The sequence below is a fragment of the Pseudomonas sp. G.S.17 genome (assembly GCF_038096165.1).
Lineage (GTDB): Bacteria > Pseudomonadota > Gammaproteobacteria > Pseudomonadales > Pseudomonadaceae > Aquipseudomonas.
Genome location: NZ_CP151076.1, coordinates 2,447,004 through 2,462,642 on the forward strand (window position 1 = coordinate 2,447,004; position 15,639 = coordinate 2,462,642).

Annotated in this window: 14 protein-coding genes; 7 read left to right on the forward strand and 7 right to left on the reverse strand. The window is 59.1% G+C overall.

Annotated elements, in window-relative coordinates; genetic code table 11:
• Positions 1-39: 39 nt before the first annotated feature.
• Together AABC73_RS11365 and AABC73_RS11370 are read left to right on the forward strand one after the other, a co-directional pair.
• Positions 40-840 (forward strand): glucose 1-dehydrogenase, encoded by an 801-nt coding sequence (locus AABC73_RS11365; RefSeq protein ID WP_341523653.1) that lies wholly within the window; start codon positions 40-42, stop codon positions 838-840.
• Positions 833-2,659 (forward strand): glycoside hydrolase family 15 protein, encoded by a 1,827-nt coding sequence (locus tag AABC73_RS11370; RefSeq protein ID WP_341523654.1) that lies wholly within the window; start codon positions 833-835, stop codon positions 2,657-2,659. Before AABC73_RS11365 ends, AABC73_RS11370 begins: the two co-directional genes overlap by 8 nt.
• A gap of 148 nt (positions 2,660-2,807) precedes the next feature.
• Here AABC73_RS11370 and AABC73_RS11375 read toward each other — a convergent pair whose 3' ends face one another.
• Genes AABC73_RS11375 through AABC73_RS11395 form a run of 5 tightly spaced genes read right to left on the reverse strand, consistent with a single transcriptional unit; the run spans position 2,808 to position 8,757 of the window.
• Positions 2,808-4,241 carry a glycosyltransferase family 39 protein gene (locus tag AABC73_RS11375; protein ID WP_341523655.1) on the reverse strand — a complete coding sequence of 478 codons (1,434 nt, stop codon included), beginning with the start codon at positions 4,239-4,241 and terminating at the stop codon, positions 2,808-2,810.
• A gap of 34 nt (positions 4,242-4,275) precedes the next feature.
• Complete coding sequence (locus tag AABC73_RS11380; RefSeq protein WP_341523656.1) at positions 4,276-5,259, reverse strand: lysylphosphatidylglycerol synthase transmembrane domain-containing protein; 984 nt, start codon at positions 5,257-5,259, stop codon at positions 4,276-4,278.
• Positions 5,256-5,996 (reverse strand): SDR family oxidoreductase, encoded by a 741-nt coding sequence (locus AABC73_RS11385; RefSeq protein ID WP_341523657.1) that lies wholly within the window; start codon positions 5,994-5,996, stop codon positions 5,256-5,258. The genes AABC73_RS11380 and AABC73_RS11385 overlap by 4 nt, the downstream gene beginning before the upstream one ends.
• Entirely contained in the window at positions 5,993-7,309 is a 1,317-nt protein-coding gene (locus tag AABC73_RS11390; protein ID WP_341523658.1) for an FAD-binding oxidoreductase, read from the reverse strand. The genes AABC73_RS11385 and AABC73_RS11390 overlap by 4 nt, the downstream gene beginning before the upstream one ends.
• Positions 7,306-8,757: a UbiA family prenyltransferase gene (locus AABC73_RS11395; RefSeq protein ID WP_341523659.1), complete on the reverse strand. Its 1,452-nt coding sequence runs from the start codon at positions 8,755-8,757 to the stop codon at positions 7,306-7,308. Before AABC73_RS11395 ends, AABC73_RS11390 begins: the two co-directional genes overlap by 4 nt.
• 31 nt (positions 8,758-8,788) lie before the next feature.
• Between AABC73_RS11395 and AABC73_RS11400 the strand changes: the two genes are divergently transcribed.
• The 3 genes from AABC73_RS11400 (at position 8,789) to AABC73_RS11410 (ending at position 11,013) form a co-directional block, all read left to right on the forward strand.
• Positions 8,789-8,947 carry a hypothetical protein gene (locus AABC73_RS11400; RefSeq protein ID WP_341523660.1) on the forward strand — a complete coding sequence of 53 codons (159 nt, stop codon included), beginning with the start codon at positions 8,789-8,791 and terminating at the stop codon, positions 8,945-8,947.
• Positions 8,948-9,099: 152 nt separating this feature from the next.
• A complete protein-coding gene (gene norR / locus AABC73_RS11405) occupies positions 9,100-10,650 on the forward strand; it encodes a nitric oxide reductase transcriptional regulator NorR (protein ID WP_341523661.1) in 1,551 nt (516 codons plus the stop codon).
• Positions 10,651-10,788: 138 nt separating this feature from the next.
• A complete protein-coding gene (locus tag AABC73_RS11410; protein WP_331152147.1) occupies positions 10,789-11,013 on the forward strand; it encodes a DUF6555 family protein in 225 nt (74 codons plus the stop codon).
• 74 nt (positions 11,014-11,087) lie between these two features.
• Here AABC73_RS11410 and AABC73_RS11415 read toward each other — a convergent pair whose 3' ends face one another.
• Positions 11,088-11,258 (reverse strand): hypothetical protein, encoded by a 171-nt coding sequence (locus AABC73_RS11415; protein ID WP_331152146.1) that lies wholly within the window; start codon positions 11,256-11,258, stop codon positions 11,088-11,090.
• A 123-nt stretch (positions 11,259-11,381) separates the two neighbouring features.
• Positions 11,382-12,821 carry an MFS transporter gene (locus tag AABC73_RS11420; RefSeq protein WP_341523662.1) on the reverse strand — a complete coding sequence of 480 codons (1,440 nt, stop codon included), beginning with the start codon at positions 12,819-12,821 and terminating at the stop codon, positions 11,382-11,384.
• 272 nt (positions 12,822-13,093) lie between these two features.
• On the opposite strand from AABC73_RS11420, the gene AABC73_RS11425 reads away from it, so the two are divergent.
• Both AABC73_RS11425 and AABC73_RS11430 read left to right on the forward strand, forming a co-directional pair.
• Complete coding sequence (locus tag AABC73_RS11425; RefSeq protein WP_341523663.1) at positions 13,094-14,029, forward strand: NADP-dependent oxidoreductase; 936 nt, start codon at positions 13,094-13,096, stop codon at positions 14,027-14,029.
• 259 nt (positions 14,030-14,288) lie between these two features.
• Positions 14,289-15,608, forward strand: coding sequence for an Nramp family divalent metal transporter (locus AABC73_RS11430; protein WP_341523664.1), 1,320 nt, complete (start codon positions 14,289-14,291; stop codon positions 15,606-15,608).
• Positions 15,609-15,639: the final 31 nt, after the last annotated feature.

The following is a 15,639-nucleotide window of genomic DNA, read 5'->3' on the forward strand; positions in this document are numbered from 1 at the left end:
CCGGTCAGCTCTACATGCTTAACATGAGGTTTTGACTCGATGCGTATTTCATTGGACAAGCAGGTTGCATTGGTAACCGGCGGCAGTTCGGGCCTTGGCGCAGGAGCGGCCAAAGCCCTGGCGGCGGCGGGCGCCGCCGTGGTGATCAACTATAATTCCCAGCCTGAACCGGCCGAAAAGCTTGCGGCACAGATCATTGCCGAAGGCGGTCGGGCGGTTGCCATCGGCGCTGACGTCTCGCAGGAGGATCAGGTCGAGCGCATGTTCGCGCAAACCCTGGAGCATTTCGGTCGCCTGGACATTCTGGTCGCCAATTCCGGCCTGCAAAAAGATGCGTCGATCTTCGACATGAGCCTGGCCGACTGGAACAAGGTGATCGACGTCAACCTGACCGGCCAGTTTCTCTGCGCCCGCAGTGCCTTGCGCCAGTTCGTCGCCCAAGGCATGCATCCGGAGGTTTCCAGAGCCATGGGCAAGATCATTCACATGAGTTCCGTGCATCAGCTGATTCCCTGGGCCGGGCACGCCAACTATGCGGCGTCCAAAGGCGGCATCGATCTATTGATGCGCACCATTGCCCAGGAGGTCGGCGAGAAGAAAATCCGCGTCAACAGCATTGCGCCGGGCGCGATTCGCACGGCGATCAATCAGGACGCGATGAAGGGCGATGCCGAAGCCAAACTGTTGAAGCTGATTCCTTACGGCCGCGTCGGTGAAGCAGAAGACGTGGCCAATGCAGTGGTCTGGCTCGCGTCTGATTTATCCGATTACGTGCATGGCACCACCTTGTTCATCGACGGTGGCATGAGCCTCTATCCGGAGTTTCGCGACAATGGCTAAGTTTCTGGAAGAAGCGCAAAACCCTATCGAAAACCACGGCATCATTGGCGATATGCGCAGCGCAGCGCTAGTCGCCGACACGGGCAGCATCGACTTTCTCTGCTGGCCGGATTTTGATAGCCCATCGGTGTTCACCGCACTGCTGGACAGCAACGATGCCGGGATTTTTCAGTTGGCGCCGGATCTGCCTGACGCGCGTCGCCAGCAAATTTACCTGCCGGACACCAATGTCCTGCAGACCCGCTGGATCGCCAAGGACGCGGTCGTCGAGGTGACTGACCTGATGCCCATCGGGCAACACGAGGACGACTTGCCTCGCGTGGTGCGGCGCATCGAGGTGCGCTACGGCGCAGCGACCATGCGCATGCGCTGCCGGGTGCGGCTGGATTACAGTCGTGCGCAAATGAGCGTGCGTATGGATGGCGAAGATGTGTGCTTCGAGGCTGAGGGGCAGCCCGGCATGCGACTTTCATCGACCGCGCCGTTGCACGTCGATGAGCAGACCGCCGTCGCTGAGTTCACCATGCAGCAAGGCGAGATTTTCGAGTTCGTGCTCGGCGGGATCGACGACGAGCAGGTCAGCGCCGGGCAATGTCCGCGCTATCTGGACGACACCCTGGCGTTCTGGCGGCGCTGGAGCAAACAGTCCGAGTACCGTGGCCGCTGGCAGGAAATGGTCAACCGTTCAGCGCTGACTCTCAAACTGCTCACTTCCCGCAAACATGGCGGCATTGTGGCTGCCGCGACCTTCGGCCTGCCGGAAACCCTCGGCGGCGAGCGCAACTGGGACTATCGCTACACCTGGATTCGCGACGCATCGTTCACCGTCTATGCGTTCATGCGCCTGGGCTATTCCGATGAAGCCAACGCGTTCATGGGCTGGGTGCGCGGCAGAATGGGCGATTGCTGCGATGATTCAAGCACCCTCGGCATCCTTTATAGCCTTGATGGCCGCGAAGAGCTGCCTGAGGAAACCCTGACGCATCTTTCCGGTTATGGCGGCGCCACCCCGGTGCGTATCGGCAACGAGGCTTACCAGCAGACCCAGCTGGATATCTATGGCGAACTGATGGACGCCGTGTATCTGGCCAACAAATATGGCGAAGCGATTTCCTACGAAGGCTGGCAGCACGCGACTCGTCTGGTGGATTACGTGTGCGAAAACTGGCGCAGTAAAGACGTCGGCATCTGGGAAATGCGCGGCCAGGATCAGCACTTCCTGCATTCGCGCCTGATGTGTTGGGTCGCTCTGGACCGCGCGCTGCGCCTGGCTTTCAAACGCTCGCTGCCGGCGCCCTTTGATCGTTGGGACAAGGAGCGGCAGGCGATTCACGACGATATCTGGAAAAACTTCTGGAACGCTGACCTCGGCCACTTCGTGCAATACAAGGGCAGTCGCAACCTGGATGCATCGATGTTGCTGATGCCGCTGGTGCGTTTTGTCGGGGCCAGCGATCCGCGCTGGATCGCAACTCTGGACGCCATCGAAGGCACGCTGGTGCGCGATGGTATGGTCTATCGCTACCGCAACGACGACGACCATGACGACGGTCTCGCCGGGGAAGAGGGTGCATTCACCGCCTGTTCATTCTGGTACGTCGAATGCCTGGCCCGGGCCGGGCGGGTCGAACAGGCGCATCTGGAGTTCGAGCAGCTGCTGCGCTATTCCAATCCGCTGGGGCTCTACGCCGAGGAGTTCGATGTTCACGGCCATCACCTGGGCAATACGCCCCAGGCCCTCAGCCATCTGGCATTGATCAGCGCGGCGAGCTTCCTGGATCGCAAGCTCAATGGCGAGAAGACGATGTGGCAGCCGTAAAGGCTGTCGCACCTCTGTGTACTTGGGTGGGGGCGAGCTGGCTCGCGAAGCTTTCAAATAAGGCTGAGAAAAATGTGTTGGCCGAAGCTGCCGCTTCGCGAGCAAGTTCACCCCGGCAGGCTTGCACCCGCCGGGCTTATGTCGCAAATCATTTGCTATGCAACGCAAACCCGACCACCAAGTTTTCCAGCGCGTAGTTATCGCCGATCATGCCGCAGTAGCTGGTCCGCGCCAGATACGCGCCGTGGCCTTCGAGGAAGACTTTGATATCCCTGACTTCATCGCACATTTCCAGTGTGCGGCCCGGCAATCCGCCGACTGCCTGGGCGGAGCGCAGGGCGCCCATGGGTGTCCAGTCCGCGATGATCAGTGCGCCTTCGGGCACCGATTGTTCATAGCTGTGGGCGAATTGCTCGGCAGAGTGATCAGGCAGGTAAGGCACCATGAAGTAATGAATGTCGTTGCGAAACGGCAACGCTTCTTTATGGGTCGGCAGGTTCAGCAAGCCTGAGGCATACAGCGAATACACCAGCAGAATCGACAGCGGTGACGCCACCACGGAGAGGTTCGTCAGCGTCCTGCCACTCAGGTTTTCGGGGAGCAATGCCTGAAGTTTGATGACACCAATAATGCTCAGCATCGCCACGCCGGGCAGGAAAAACGTGAAGCGATCCGTGACGTTATAAGACACCGCGAAGACGAAATTCAACGCTGCCGCGGCCCATAGCAGGCGCAACCGGTTGTCCTTGGGAAACAGCACAAGCCCCAGCAACTGTGGGCCAATCAGCGACAGCAAGAGGATGCACACCGAGTTTTTTTCATGCCACATATCGTCAAAGCGCAGCAGGCTGCTTTCGTAGCTCGGCTGGTCACTTTTGCTAGCGCTGCCGGTCAGGTAACGATGGAACACCTCGACGATGTTCATTCCGCCATGCAGGTCATGGGCAACCGCAGGCCACGCCACTGCGAAACCTGCCATGAAACCAGGAACGGTGATCAGGATGCGGGTCTTGTGCTGATACAACAGCTGGATGTACAGCGGCAGTAGAACCACAAAGGTCAATTGGTGAATGGCCGCGCCGAGTCCGGTCAGGGCGCCAATGATGAATAACTTGCTTAAATCGCTCAGGGAAGACTTGCGCTCGAAATGCACCCAATAAGCCAGCAACACCAACAGCGAGTGCAGGATATACACCTCGATCTTGGTCGAGACCCAGAACACCGAATGGGAGAGGACCGTTGCAGCCGCTGCCAGCAATGCCTGGCGCGTGCTGGCCCCGACGCTCATGGCCAATAGGTAGATGATCCACGCCAGTGGTATCAGCAGTATCGAGTTGAGCAGGCTCAAGACTTGAGGACCCAGCAATTCGAAGGTCGCGGTGCTGACAAAGTGATACAGCGGGTGATCCAGCGGGCCGAGGGATTCGCTGAAGTAGTGGCCCATAGCGGCGTCGGCCATGAATATGCCGTTGTCCATCCATTGAATCGGTCCGCTGGAGGCGATGAAACTGGCAAAAATGGCTGCGCACAGCAGCAACAGCGCAAGGCTGATTGACGAACGACTGGCGTTTCCTGAGGCCATGGAGCAACTCCTGTGGGTGATTGACAAGTGCCGGTTATTCGGCGGCTTGCCCGGTGATTTGCGGATCAAGGGCGTGTGCCGACTTGAGCTTGAGCAGCATCACCGCGCCAATACCGACTGCGAACCACAAGGTTGCGAGGCGAATAACCACGGTCGCGGCGATTGCATCGGCGCTGGACATGCCTTTCCAGACCAACAAGCCGACCATCACCGCTTCCGCGCCGCCGAGACCGCCAGGCATGAAGCTGATGGCCCCGGCCAGCATCGCCAGGGCGTACACAAAGACGGCAAAGTTCAGCTCGATGTCGGCGCCCATCCAGTTCAGTATCCAGTGAAAAGCCAACGCCTCAGCGCTCCAGGCCACCACGCTCAGGGTCGTAACGCCGATCAGCAGGCTCAGGCGATGGCAGCGCTGGGCAGCGATCAGCACTTGAATCAGCTGCCGCGCCAGGCCGATCAATTTGCCGCCTTGTGCTGGCATTGCCAAAGCCAGGCGTTCCAGCAGGCGTCTCTGGGACAGGATCAGCAGACCGATCAGCACCAGGCTGATACCCGCCACGATCATCGGCCGCGCGTCCGGATACAGCGACAGGCCGAACAAGGTCAGCAGCACCACTGCAAACAGGTCCGACAGCCGCTCGCTGAAAAACGCCGCGAAACTCAGCGGATAAGGCACACCCCAGCGCTTGAGCAGCACGCCGCGCAACGCTTCGCCCGCCTTGCCGGGCGTGGTGGTCAGGGCAAAACCGGCCAGGTAAATATTCAGGCTCGGTTGCCATGCCACAGGATGGCCCAGCACGCGCAGGTAAGTCTGCCAGCGCAGAAACCGCAGGCCGTAATTGAACGACGACAGCAGCAGCGCCGCGAGTATGCCGACCACGCCGACTTCGCCCACCGCATGGCTTACCGCATGCCAGCCGCCCCATAGGGAAAAGCCCAGGTAGGCGATCGCCGAGCCCACCACCGACAGCACCACCGCACGGTAGCGCCAGCCGGACAGGTAAGGTGACTCATTCATAGATTCAGCCTTTTGAAGACTGGCTGCGGAATGGAGCGGATGACCCACATGATCAGCGCCCAGAACCCCGGCGTGTAGAGCGTCGGCGATTTGCGGGCGATGCCGGCGACAATGCGCTGGGCGACCTGCTCGGGTTGCGCGAGCAAGGCCGCAGGCAGCGACAAACCTTGCGTCATTGGCGTGTCGACGAAGCCCGGCTTGATTGTCAGCACGTGCACTCCGACCTTGAACAGCCGCGCCTGCAAGCCTTCGCTGAAGGTCGAGACGGCAGCTTTGGCCGCGCCATAGACATAGTTGGAAGGGCGACCACGATCACCGGCCACTGAAGAAATCACCGCCAGGCTGCCGCAGCGCTGGGTTTCAAACTGATTGGCCAGCAAACTCAGCAGGGCGATTACCGAGGTGCCATTGTTGACGAGTTCCTGCAAGGCGACGCCGACGTCGCGCTCGCAAGCTTTCTGATCGGGCAGGGTGCCGTGAGCAATCAGCGCCACATCGATCTGCCCCAGCGCCATCAGGCACTGTTCAAGCATGGCCGGGTGTGCGGCGAAGTCAGTGGCGTCCATTTCATGCAGCGTGATGACTTTGGCGCCACGGCCTTTCAGGTCGGCGGCGGTCTGTTCCAGCTTGGCGGCGTTGCGTGCCACGAGGAAGAAATCACTGCCTTCGCTGGCCCACAGACGAGCGCAGGCAGTGGCGATGGCTGAAGTAGCGCCGATTATCAAGACTCGTTTCATAGGCTCACTCGTTTCCAGAAGCGGGACATCAAAGAGGGATCGCGCAGCGCTTCCAGCCGCTCCCAGGCCGGATACGCCTGGCGGAAATCACTGCCGCTCATGTGCGCGTCCTTGGCCGGATACAGTCGGCCGCCCGCCTCCCGGACAATGGCGTCCAGACGCGGGAACAGCCTGTTGATCAATTCATCGCTGTGGGGGAAGTCCAGCGCCAGCGACGTGCCCGGCATGGGGAATGACAGCAGGCCCGGCGAAGCAATGTCGCCGCAGCGCTTGAGCACCGCCAGAAAAGAGCCCTGGCCGAAATCGGCAATGGCGTCCAACAGCGCGCGCATGGCGACTTCAGCGTTGCCTTCGGGAACCACACATTGATACTGCTGAAAGCCGCTGCGACCGTAGATTCGATTCCAGTGCCGGACGCGATCCAGCGGGTAGAAAAACGGCTCGTACGGGGTGCGTTTCGGCGTGCGCTGGCCGGGATGGGCGCGCCAGTAAATGGCGTTGAAGGCGCGTAACGACAGGTTGTTGATCAGCGAAACGGGCGGCGTGAGCGGGATTTTCAGATTTGATCTATTGCCCACTTCAAGTGAGCCATAGCGCGCATGATCGCCAACGATGAATACCCCGCGCCCGGTGTTGGCGCCTTTGGCCAGGCAGTCGATCCACGCCACGCTGTATTCGTGAAGATGATCCAGTTCGGTGGAGAGGCTGAAGAATTCCGTCAGGTTGGCAAAACGCACCACCGTGCTGTCGATTTGGCTGGCGCGAATCGGCATCAACTGCAGATCCGCCCAGCTGATGATGCCGGTCAGGCCCAGGCCGCCAATAGTCGCGGCGTAGTAGCGCGCGTTTTCGCCCGGTGAACACATCAATGCGCCGTCGCGATGCCGCAGCAGGCCGAAGCGCATGACATGACTGCCAAAGGTGCCGCGCAAATGATGGTTTTTGCCGTGCACGTCATTGGCAATGGCACCGCCCACGGTGGCGAATTGTGTACCCGGTGTCACGGGCAGAAACCACCCGTGGGGAATCGCTGCGGCGAGGATTTGCGCAAGTGTCACACCGGATTCGACGCGCACAATGCCTTTGTCCCAGTCGGCGCGGATGAAGCGATTCAAGGCGCGCATGTCCAGCACCTGATCACTGGCCGCCAGGCAGCTGTCACCGTAGCTGCGCCCGTTGCCGTAGGGCAGGCTGGTCTGATGTTCGGCGATGACGCCCTTGGCGTGCGCGGTCAGGTCGTCAATCCAGTTGCAGGCATGGCCGTTTTGCGGCGTCAGGGGATATCGGCCCCAGGAATACAAAGGCGCACTCATATGGCAACCCAGAACACTATCGCCAACAACGCACCGATGCCTTGGCTGATGCGGTCGCGAATGGCGAACACCACCGGGTCATCGTTCATCAGGCCGCGATGGGTCAGCATCCAGACCCGGGTAATCCAGAACAACAGCAGCGGGCAAGCCAGCCAGATCACATGCGGGCGGGCGTACTGGATGATGGTCGTGCCTTCGTGGATGTACAGCGCCAGGACCATGACCGCCAAGTGCCCGGACGAAGCGCCAAGGGCAGCAATCATGTCCAGGTCGCCGGGGTAATAACCTCGACCTCGGGTCATTTCCTTCAGGTCCTTGGCCCGGGCTTCGCGCAGTTCGGCATAGCGCTTGACCAGCGCCAGGCTGAGGAAGATGAACATCGAGAATGCCAGAATCCAGAACGTCAGCGGCAAGCCAAACGCGGCGGCACCGGCCAGAATTCGCGCGGTGTAGAGCATGGCCAGCACGATGACATCCACCGCCATTTGCCGTTTCAGGTACAGCGAATACGCCAGCGTCAGCAGGTAATAAGCGCCCAACACGGCGCTGAATTGCCAGGGCAAGAGCAAGGTGGCACCGCCAAATGCCGCGATCAGCAGCAGTGGGACGACAGCCAGCCCGGCCTTGATCGACAATTTGCCGCAGGCGAATGGACGTTTGCGCTTGCTTTGGTGATGGCGATCATCGGCCAGGTCCAGCAGGTCATTGAGCACGTACACGCTGGACGCGCAAAGGCCGAAAAACAGGAAAGCCAGCACGCCGTTTAATAACTGGAAAGGCTGGTTTATTTGATGAGCCGCGAGTAGCGGGATAAAGATCAGCGCGTTTTTCAGCCACTGGTGCATGCGCAGCGCTTTGCGCCAGTCCCGCAAGGTGGAGACATTGGAATGAATGACTTTCTCGACATTACCCTGCGCCTTGGCGCGACGCTCGACACCGGACTCGGGGTTGACCACAAACGCTTGTCGCGCTGCTCCCCAGATCGGCAAATCGTCCAGGGAGTTGCCCAGATAATCAAAACCACCTTCGCCATAATGGCCGACCAGCAGATCGCGTTTAGTGTGTGCGGACAAGTTGCGCTCAGCGTTGGACGCGACCACTCGATCAAACAATTGCAAGTGTTCGGCGATGCGCACCGCAAGGCTGTCATGGCTGGCGGTGGCGAGGATAATCATGCGTCCGTTGGCGCGTTCGGCCTCGATAAGTTCAATGACTTGGGGGTCGTAAGGCAACACGCTGACGTCGATGTGCGTGGCCAGAGCCAGTCCTTCCTTGAGCGCCGCTTTGCCTTTGATCAACCAGCCGAACACCTTGAAAATTTTCAATGGTTGGCTGCGCACCAAGGCCATCGCTGTTTCCATGAGCAAGTCCGAGCGCAGTAACGTGCCATCGAGGTCAACAACTAAAGGCGGGTAAGTTTCGAGAACTCTTCCCTGAATTCTGGCCATGTTCATGTACTCTTCGCCGGTTTGAAACACTATGAAACGGAATTTATTATTCGCCACTTCAATAAAACTAAACGGCATTGCTTATATCGTCAGCGTGCTGGCGTCAGAAATTATTCGCGCACTTAAACCGTTGTTTGGCAACGAAGTGTTTCAACTTCCTTGCGAAGTGATGGGGGCGTTAAAAAGTTGAATAAGCAGGTGACCGGTCTGTTTTTATAAATAGCTGAACGAGATTGCGGCGACCTGTCGGCTGTCACCGATTGTTTTGTGCCGCTGTCTTTTTCAAATTTCATGGAGTCATAATGACCTCCGCCTGGTCGTCAGATAGTGAATGGAACAGCAATGACAAATCCTCTGTTATCGGCGTTGGTGCCTTTAGTCGCTGACCTGAGTCGGGAATTGCCTGACGATGAGCGCTATCGGCGTTTGCTGCAGGCGCTGCGGCAATTGTTGCCGTGCGACGCCGTGGCGTTGCTCAAACTTGAAGACGACGTATTGATTCCGCTTGCGGTGCAGGGGCTGAGCGCCGATACCCTGGGGCGGCGTTTCAGAGTGGAGGAACACCCGCGTCTCAAGGTGTTGCTGGAAAACCCTGGCCCTACGCGCTTTTCCACCGACTGTGATTTGCCGGACCCGTACGACGGCCTGGTCGAAGGGCATCCGGGCCATCTGGAAGTGCATGACTGCCTGGGTTGTCCGCTGTATTTCCAGGACAAACCCTGGGGCCTGATTACCCTGGATTCCCTGGATCCGTCGCGTTTCGGCAGTGTCGACCTGGACAATCTGCAAGCGTTCGCCAGCCTCGCCGCGGCGACGGTCATGGCCAGTGAGCGAATCAAGCAGCTGGCACGCGGCATTGAAGATCAACGCCAGCTGGCTGAAGTCTATAAACGTGCTGCAGGCGGCCGTGGTCCTCGGGAACTGATCGGGCAGAGCGTCGTACATAAACGGATGCAGCAGGAGATTCAGCTGGTCGGCAACAGCGCGTTGTCGGTGTTGATCACCGGGGAAACCGGGGTCGGCAAGGAGCTGGTGGCCGAGGCCATTCATTTGAACTCACCCCGCGCCCAGAAGCCGTTGATCAGTCTGAACTGCGCCGCGCTGCCGGAAATGCTGGTGGAGAGCGAGCTGTTTGGCCACGTCAAGGGCGCGTTTTCCGGTGCCGTGAACGGTCGCAGCGGCAAATTCGAACTGGCCGATGGCGGCACCATTTTCCTTGATGAAGTCGGCGAGTTACCGCTTCCCGTTCAATCCAAGCTGTTGCGGGTTTTGCAAAGTGGCCAGTTGCAGCGGGTCGGATCAGATCAGGAGCACCATGTGGACGTGCGGATCATCGCCGCCACTAACCGGGATCTGGCCGAGGAGGTGCGCAGCGGTCGTTTCCGGGCCGATCTGTATCATCGCCTGAGCGTTTATCCGCTTCTGGTGCCGCCATTGCGTGAGCGGGGCCGCGACGTGCTGCTGCTCGCGGGCTTCTTCCTCGAAGAGAACCGCGCCCGCATGGGATTGCGCAGCCTGCGCTTGAACGCCGACGCGCAGAAACTGCTGGTGAGTTACACCTGGCCGGGTAACGTACGCGAACTCGAACATTTGATCAGCCGCGCGGTGCTCAAATCCCTTTCGGCCCATAAGGAGCGTCCGCGCATTCTGACCATTGAGGCTGCCGCGCTGGGCCTGATCGATGAAGTCACTGTCAACCATTCTTCCGCGATGGAAATGCCCATCGCAGTGGTGCCCGGCGGCACACTCAAGGATTCAGTCGATGCGTTTCAGTCCAGGCTGATCGAGGAGGCTCTGGCCCGGCATCAGGGTAAATGGGTCGATGTCGCTCGTGAGATGGGGCTCGACCGCGCCAACCTCAGTCGTCTGGCCAGACGCTTGGGTATTCGCTAGGCGCGTCAGCGTCTTTGCCGGGTATTGCGGTGAACCGCACTGAGTGCTGATGGATCATTTGGTCAAAAAAGACTGAATTTTTCGCTCGGGCCAAAGGTCATCTACTGCTCTAAACAAACAGTATGAGGCACTGCCTGGATGTCCCAGTACAAACATTACCGAATTGATTACCTGTTCAATGGCGCCTTCAAATCGTTCTATATCAGTGCAGAACGCATGGATAACGCAGAAGCCTGGCACCACGCGAGCGTCGATGCCGGCATTGCCCGCATCCCAAAATATCGTCTGGAAAAGGTCGCCCGCGTGTCCAAGCCTTACGCCGAGCATTTCGGTATTACCGATGTCGAGTGGGCGCAAAGCTGATGCCCGGTGCCGGCCACCCTTCGATGGCGTGGGCCGGCTACCATTAGCCTGTCAGGGGCTGGGATCTGCGCTTTCTACTGCTTGCCGGGCACGCCATGAAAATCGCCTTTTTCCGGCACCAGCTCTGTTCCCGGCTCAAACCCGGCTTCCGGGTCTTCCTCTTCGCTGACCGGGTCTGGAACGGTTTCGGGAAAGGTTACTTCATCTGGGTCGACATCTGGGTTTTCCGGGCGGGAACCGGCCATGGTGCACCTCATCTGTGGGTTGGTCAGGAATTGATACGGATTTGGATAGCCAGGTATCCAACCGGTTCACTGCCATTGACTACTGGCAGGTTGCACCCCCCCGCCAGTAATCACCATGCCCCATCAGCGGTGAGCGATGTTTTCCAGCGCCAGGTTGCGTGTGCGCGGGCCGAACGTGCCGATGGTGATGATCACGATCAACATGCTGCTGACGATAAAGGCCAACACGCCCGGCGTGCCGAAATGCTCCAGAAAGAAGCCGACCAGCAAACTGCTGAACACGGTCGATAACCGGCTGAAGGAGTAACAGAAACCCACGGCACGGGCGCGGATATTGGTCGGGAACAGTTCACCCTGATAAGAGTGATAACTGAAGCTCAGCCAGGCATTGCAGAAGGTGATCATCACCCCGCAAAACACCAGGCCTACGGCCGAGGTCTGAAACGCAAACAAGGTGCCGAAGATCATCGATCCCAGCGCCGAGCCGACGATCTGCCATTTGTTTTCGTAGCGATTGGCAAACTTCACGAACAACAGTGGACCCAGCGGATAGGCGAGGGTGATCACAAACGCATAACCCAGACTGTGGGTGAGGCTGACGCCCTGACCGGTGAGCAATGCCGGCAGCCAGTTGCCAAAGCCGAAGAAGCCGATGGCCTGGAAGATGTGGAACACAATCAGCATCAGAGCCCGACGACGATAGGGCGGCTTCCAGATGTCGGCGAAACGTCCGCGGCCTTCGACCGCGACCACTTCCGGCTCGGGCGCGTCCAGCGGCTTGCCGTGTTCACGCAGGCACTTGGCTTCAATGTCATCCATGATGCGTTCGGCTTCGTCGAAGCGCCCATGCTGCGCGAGCCAGCGCGGTGACTCGGGCAGGCGCGAGCGCAGCCACCAGATGAACAGCGCGAATACCGCGCTGGCCAGCACCACCCAGCGCCAGCCGGAAATCCCGAACGGCGCTTGCGGCACCAGCCACCAGGACATCAGGGCAACGGCCGGAACCGAAAGGAACTGAATGAAAAAGGCAAAGGCGAACGCCGAACTGCGGATTCGCTTGGGCACCAGCTCCGACAGGTAAGCGTCAATGGTCACCAACTCGATCCCCAGCCCGATACCCACCAGAAAGCGCATGCCAATGATGCCCAGCGCAGAACTTTGCACGCCCATCAGCACGGTGGCGACGGTGTACCAGATCAGCGCGAAGGTGAAGATGGCCCGACGTCCGAAACGGTCGGCAATCGGGCTGAGCAGGCTGGCACCGAGAAAGAGCCCGAGAAAGGTTGCCGAGGCGAAGGCGGCCTGATCGGAAAAACCGAACACGCCTTGTGCGCCGGTGGCGAAGATCCCGTCACGCAGCAGGCCCGGACTGATGTAAGCGGTCTGGAATAAATCGTAAAGCTCGAAAAAACCGCCAATGGACAACAGCGCGATCAGGCGCCAGATCGTCGCCACTGCCGGCAAACGATCGATGCGTGCACTGATGGACGCTGCACGAACAGGATCAACCCCATCGGATGGGAGTTGCGGCGTCACGCTGTCCGCCGGTGATAAAGAAGTCATGGGTCAGATTCCGCAATTACTGGATCACACATGATAGATCTTTAACATTTTGAAATGATTGTTTAGATCGGTTGGTTATAGCGAATCTTGGTTGTTAATTGCCGAACAATCGGAAATTTCACGTTTTTATGCCGAACGGTCACTCGGGGTTGATCAGCGCTGCTATACCGTTTTTTGGGCTCCGTTGGCCGGATGCGTGGGCAACTAAGCTGAACCTCTGCGTTGAACCAGTAGTCAGCCCATTACCTATCAACCTGTCAGGAAGCAGCCCCATGGCGACCATGAAAGCGATAAGGATTCACCAGTTTGGTGATTCGAGTGTGCTGCGACTCGAATTTATTGAAATCCCTCATCCGCAAGTGGGTGAAGTATTGGTACGAATTGCCGCTGCGAGTGTTAACCCGGTTGACTACAAGATTCGCCAAGGCGAATTTCCGCCGGTCAGTGCAGAGAAGCTGCCCATCACCCAGGGCCGGGATTTTTCCGGCGTTGTCGAGCAAGTGGGCAGTGGTGTGGGAAGTTTTGCCAAAGGAGATCGGGTTTTCGGGATGGTCGGCGGTGATGCCAGTTATGCGGAGTACGCCGTCATCAAGGTCGAGCATTTGGCAAAGATTCCGGAAAATCTTGATTTCATACACGCTGCGGCCGTGCCTCTGGCGGCGCAGACTGCGTGGCAGGCGTTATTCGATCACGGCCATCTGGAGGCAGGGCAGCGCGTGCTGATCCAGGGTGCCAGCGGTGGCGTCGGGCATTTTGCCGTGCAGCTCGCTGCCGCCAAGGGCGCGATGGTCTACGCCACCGGCTCGGACAAAAGCGCGCGATTCATCAGCGCACTGGGCGCGGATCGGGTCATCGATTACACCAGGGAGCGTTTCGAGGATGTCTGCTCGAATATCGATCTGGTGATCAATCTGGTGTCCGGCGAAATGCAGCAGCGTTCATGGGCTGTATTGCGACGTGGCGGCACCTTGGTTTCCACCTTGAACGAGCCCGCCCGCAACCGCCCGGATGCGTATGGCAAGAACAGCCGCTTTTTTCTGGTTGAGCCCAGTGGGGCGCAGCTTGCAGACATCGCGCAGTTGATCAAGGGCGAGCTGGTGAGCGTCAAGGTCAATGTCACTTTCCCGCTGAAAGACGCTGCGGCGGCTCAGGATTACCTGGAAAAATCCCATATTGAAGGGAAGGTGGTTTTGACGGTCGATGGGTGAGGGTTGGCGCGATCTTGTTCACGAAGCAATTCGTAGGACCGGCTTTAGCCGGGAGGCCGGAAGGTCTGACGCCGCAACTGCTGCGAATGTACCTGCCTCCTCCCGGCTGAAGCCGGTCCTACGGGATCTGTTCAACTTCAAAGGGGTGTGATGAGGATCAAGACGGTATCTACACCATGAAGGCAGCAAGTTTTTGCGTATCAAGATATGTCGCAAAACCTTAACATCGACACCTCGTCCCGCTGCCCGTATGGTCCCCGTGAAGTTCAAATTGCCTACCACTGCCACTGCACCCTTTTGCCCGTCTGCGGTTACCGACAGCGTCGCCATTCCCGCCAATGCCTCTTTGGCGCGCAAGATGATGCTGTTTGTCGGCCCCGGCCTGCTGGTCTCCATCGGCTACATGGACCCCGGCAACTGGGCAACCGCCATTGAAGCTGGCTCGCGCTTCGGTTATTCGCTGTTGTTTGTGGTGGTGCTGGCGAGCCTGTCGGGCATGGTGTTGCAGAACCTGTGCTCGCGCCTGGGGATTGCCACCGGCCGCGATCTTGCGCAGTTGTCCGCCTCGCGTTACAACCCGCGCGTCGCCAAAGGTCAGTGGTTATTGGCCGAGCTGTCGATTGTCGCCACAGACCTTGCCGAGGTGCTGGGCGCAGCGTTGGCCTTTCATCTGTTACTCGGCGTGTCCATCACCGTCGGCGTGGCGTTGACCGCCTTCGATACGCTGATCGTGCTGGCCTTGCAGGGTGCCAACGTCCGGCGTCTGGAGGCCATCGTCCTGGGGTTGATCGCGACCATTGGCGCCTGTTTTACGGTCGAGCTGATCCTCATCAAGCCATTCTGGCCGGACGTCTTTGCCGGGCTGAAGCCCAGTTGGGATGTGCTCAGTGGCCAGGAGCCGTTGTACATCGCCATCGGTATCCTCGGCGCGACCGTCATGCCGCATAACCTCTATCTGCATTCTTCAGTGGTGCAGACCCGGGTCAACGGCAGCGATAACGCCAGCAAGGCCAGCGCGATCAAGTTCGCCCGCATCGACACCATTGCCTCCCTGAGTCTGGCGTTGCTGATAAATGCAGCGATCCTGATTCTGGCCGCCGCTGCATTCCACCAGAGCGGGCACACCGAGGTGGTGGAAATTCAGGACGCTTATCACTTGCTTGACCCGTTGGTGGGCGGTGCCGTGGCCAGCGTATTGTTCGGCATAGCCTTGCTGGCGGCGGGGCAGAGTTCGACGTTTACCGGCACCATCGCCGGCCAGGTGGTCCTCGAAGGATTCCTGCAGGCCAAGATTCCCTGCTGGCAGCGGCGGTTGATCACCCGCGCCCTGGCGTTGATTCCTGCATTGATCGGCGTGATGTGGCTCGGTGATAGCTCGGTGGGCAAGATGCTGGTGCTCAGTCAGGTGGTGCTCAGCCTGCAACTGCCATTCGCCCTCTGGCCGTTGATTCGTTTCACCAGCGACCGGCATTTGATGGGGCCGTTCGTCAACAGCCGCTTGGTGCAGACCGCTGCCTGGTGCCTGTTCGGCCTGATCTCGGCGGCGAACCTGACCCTGCTGTGGTTCTGGATCAGCTGATTACGACCTGAACTCCCCGGGCGCCTTTGAC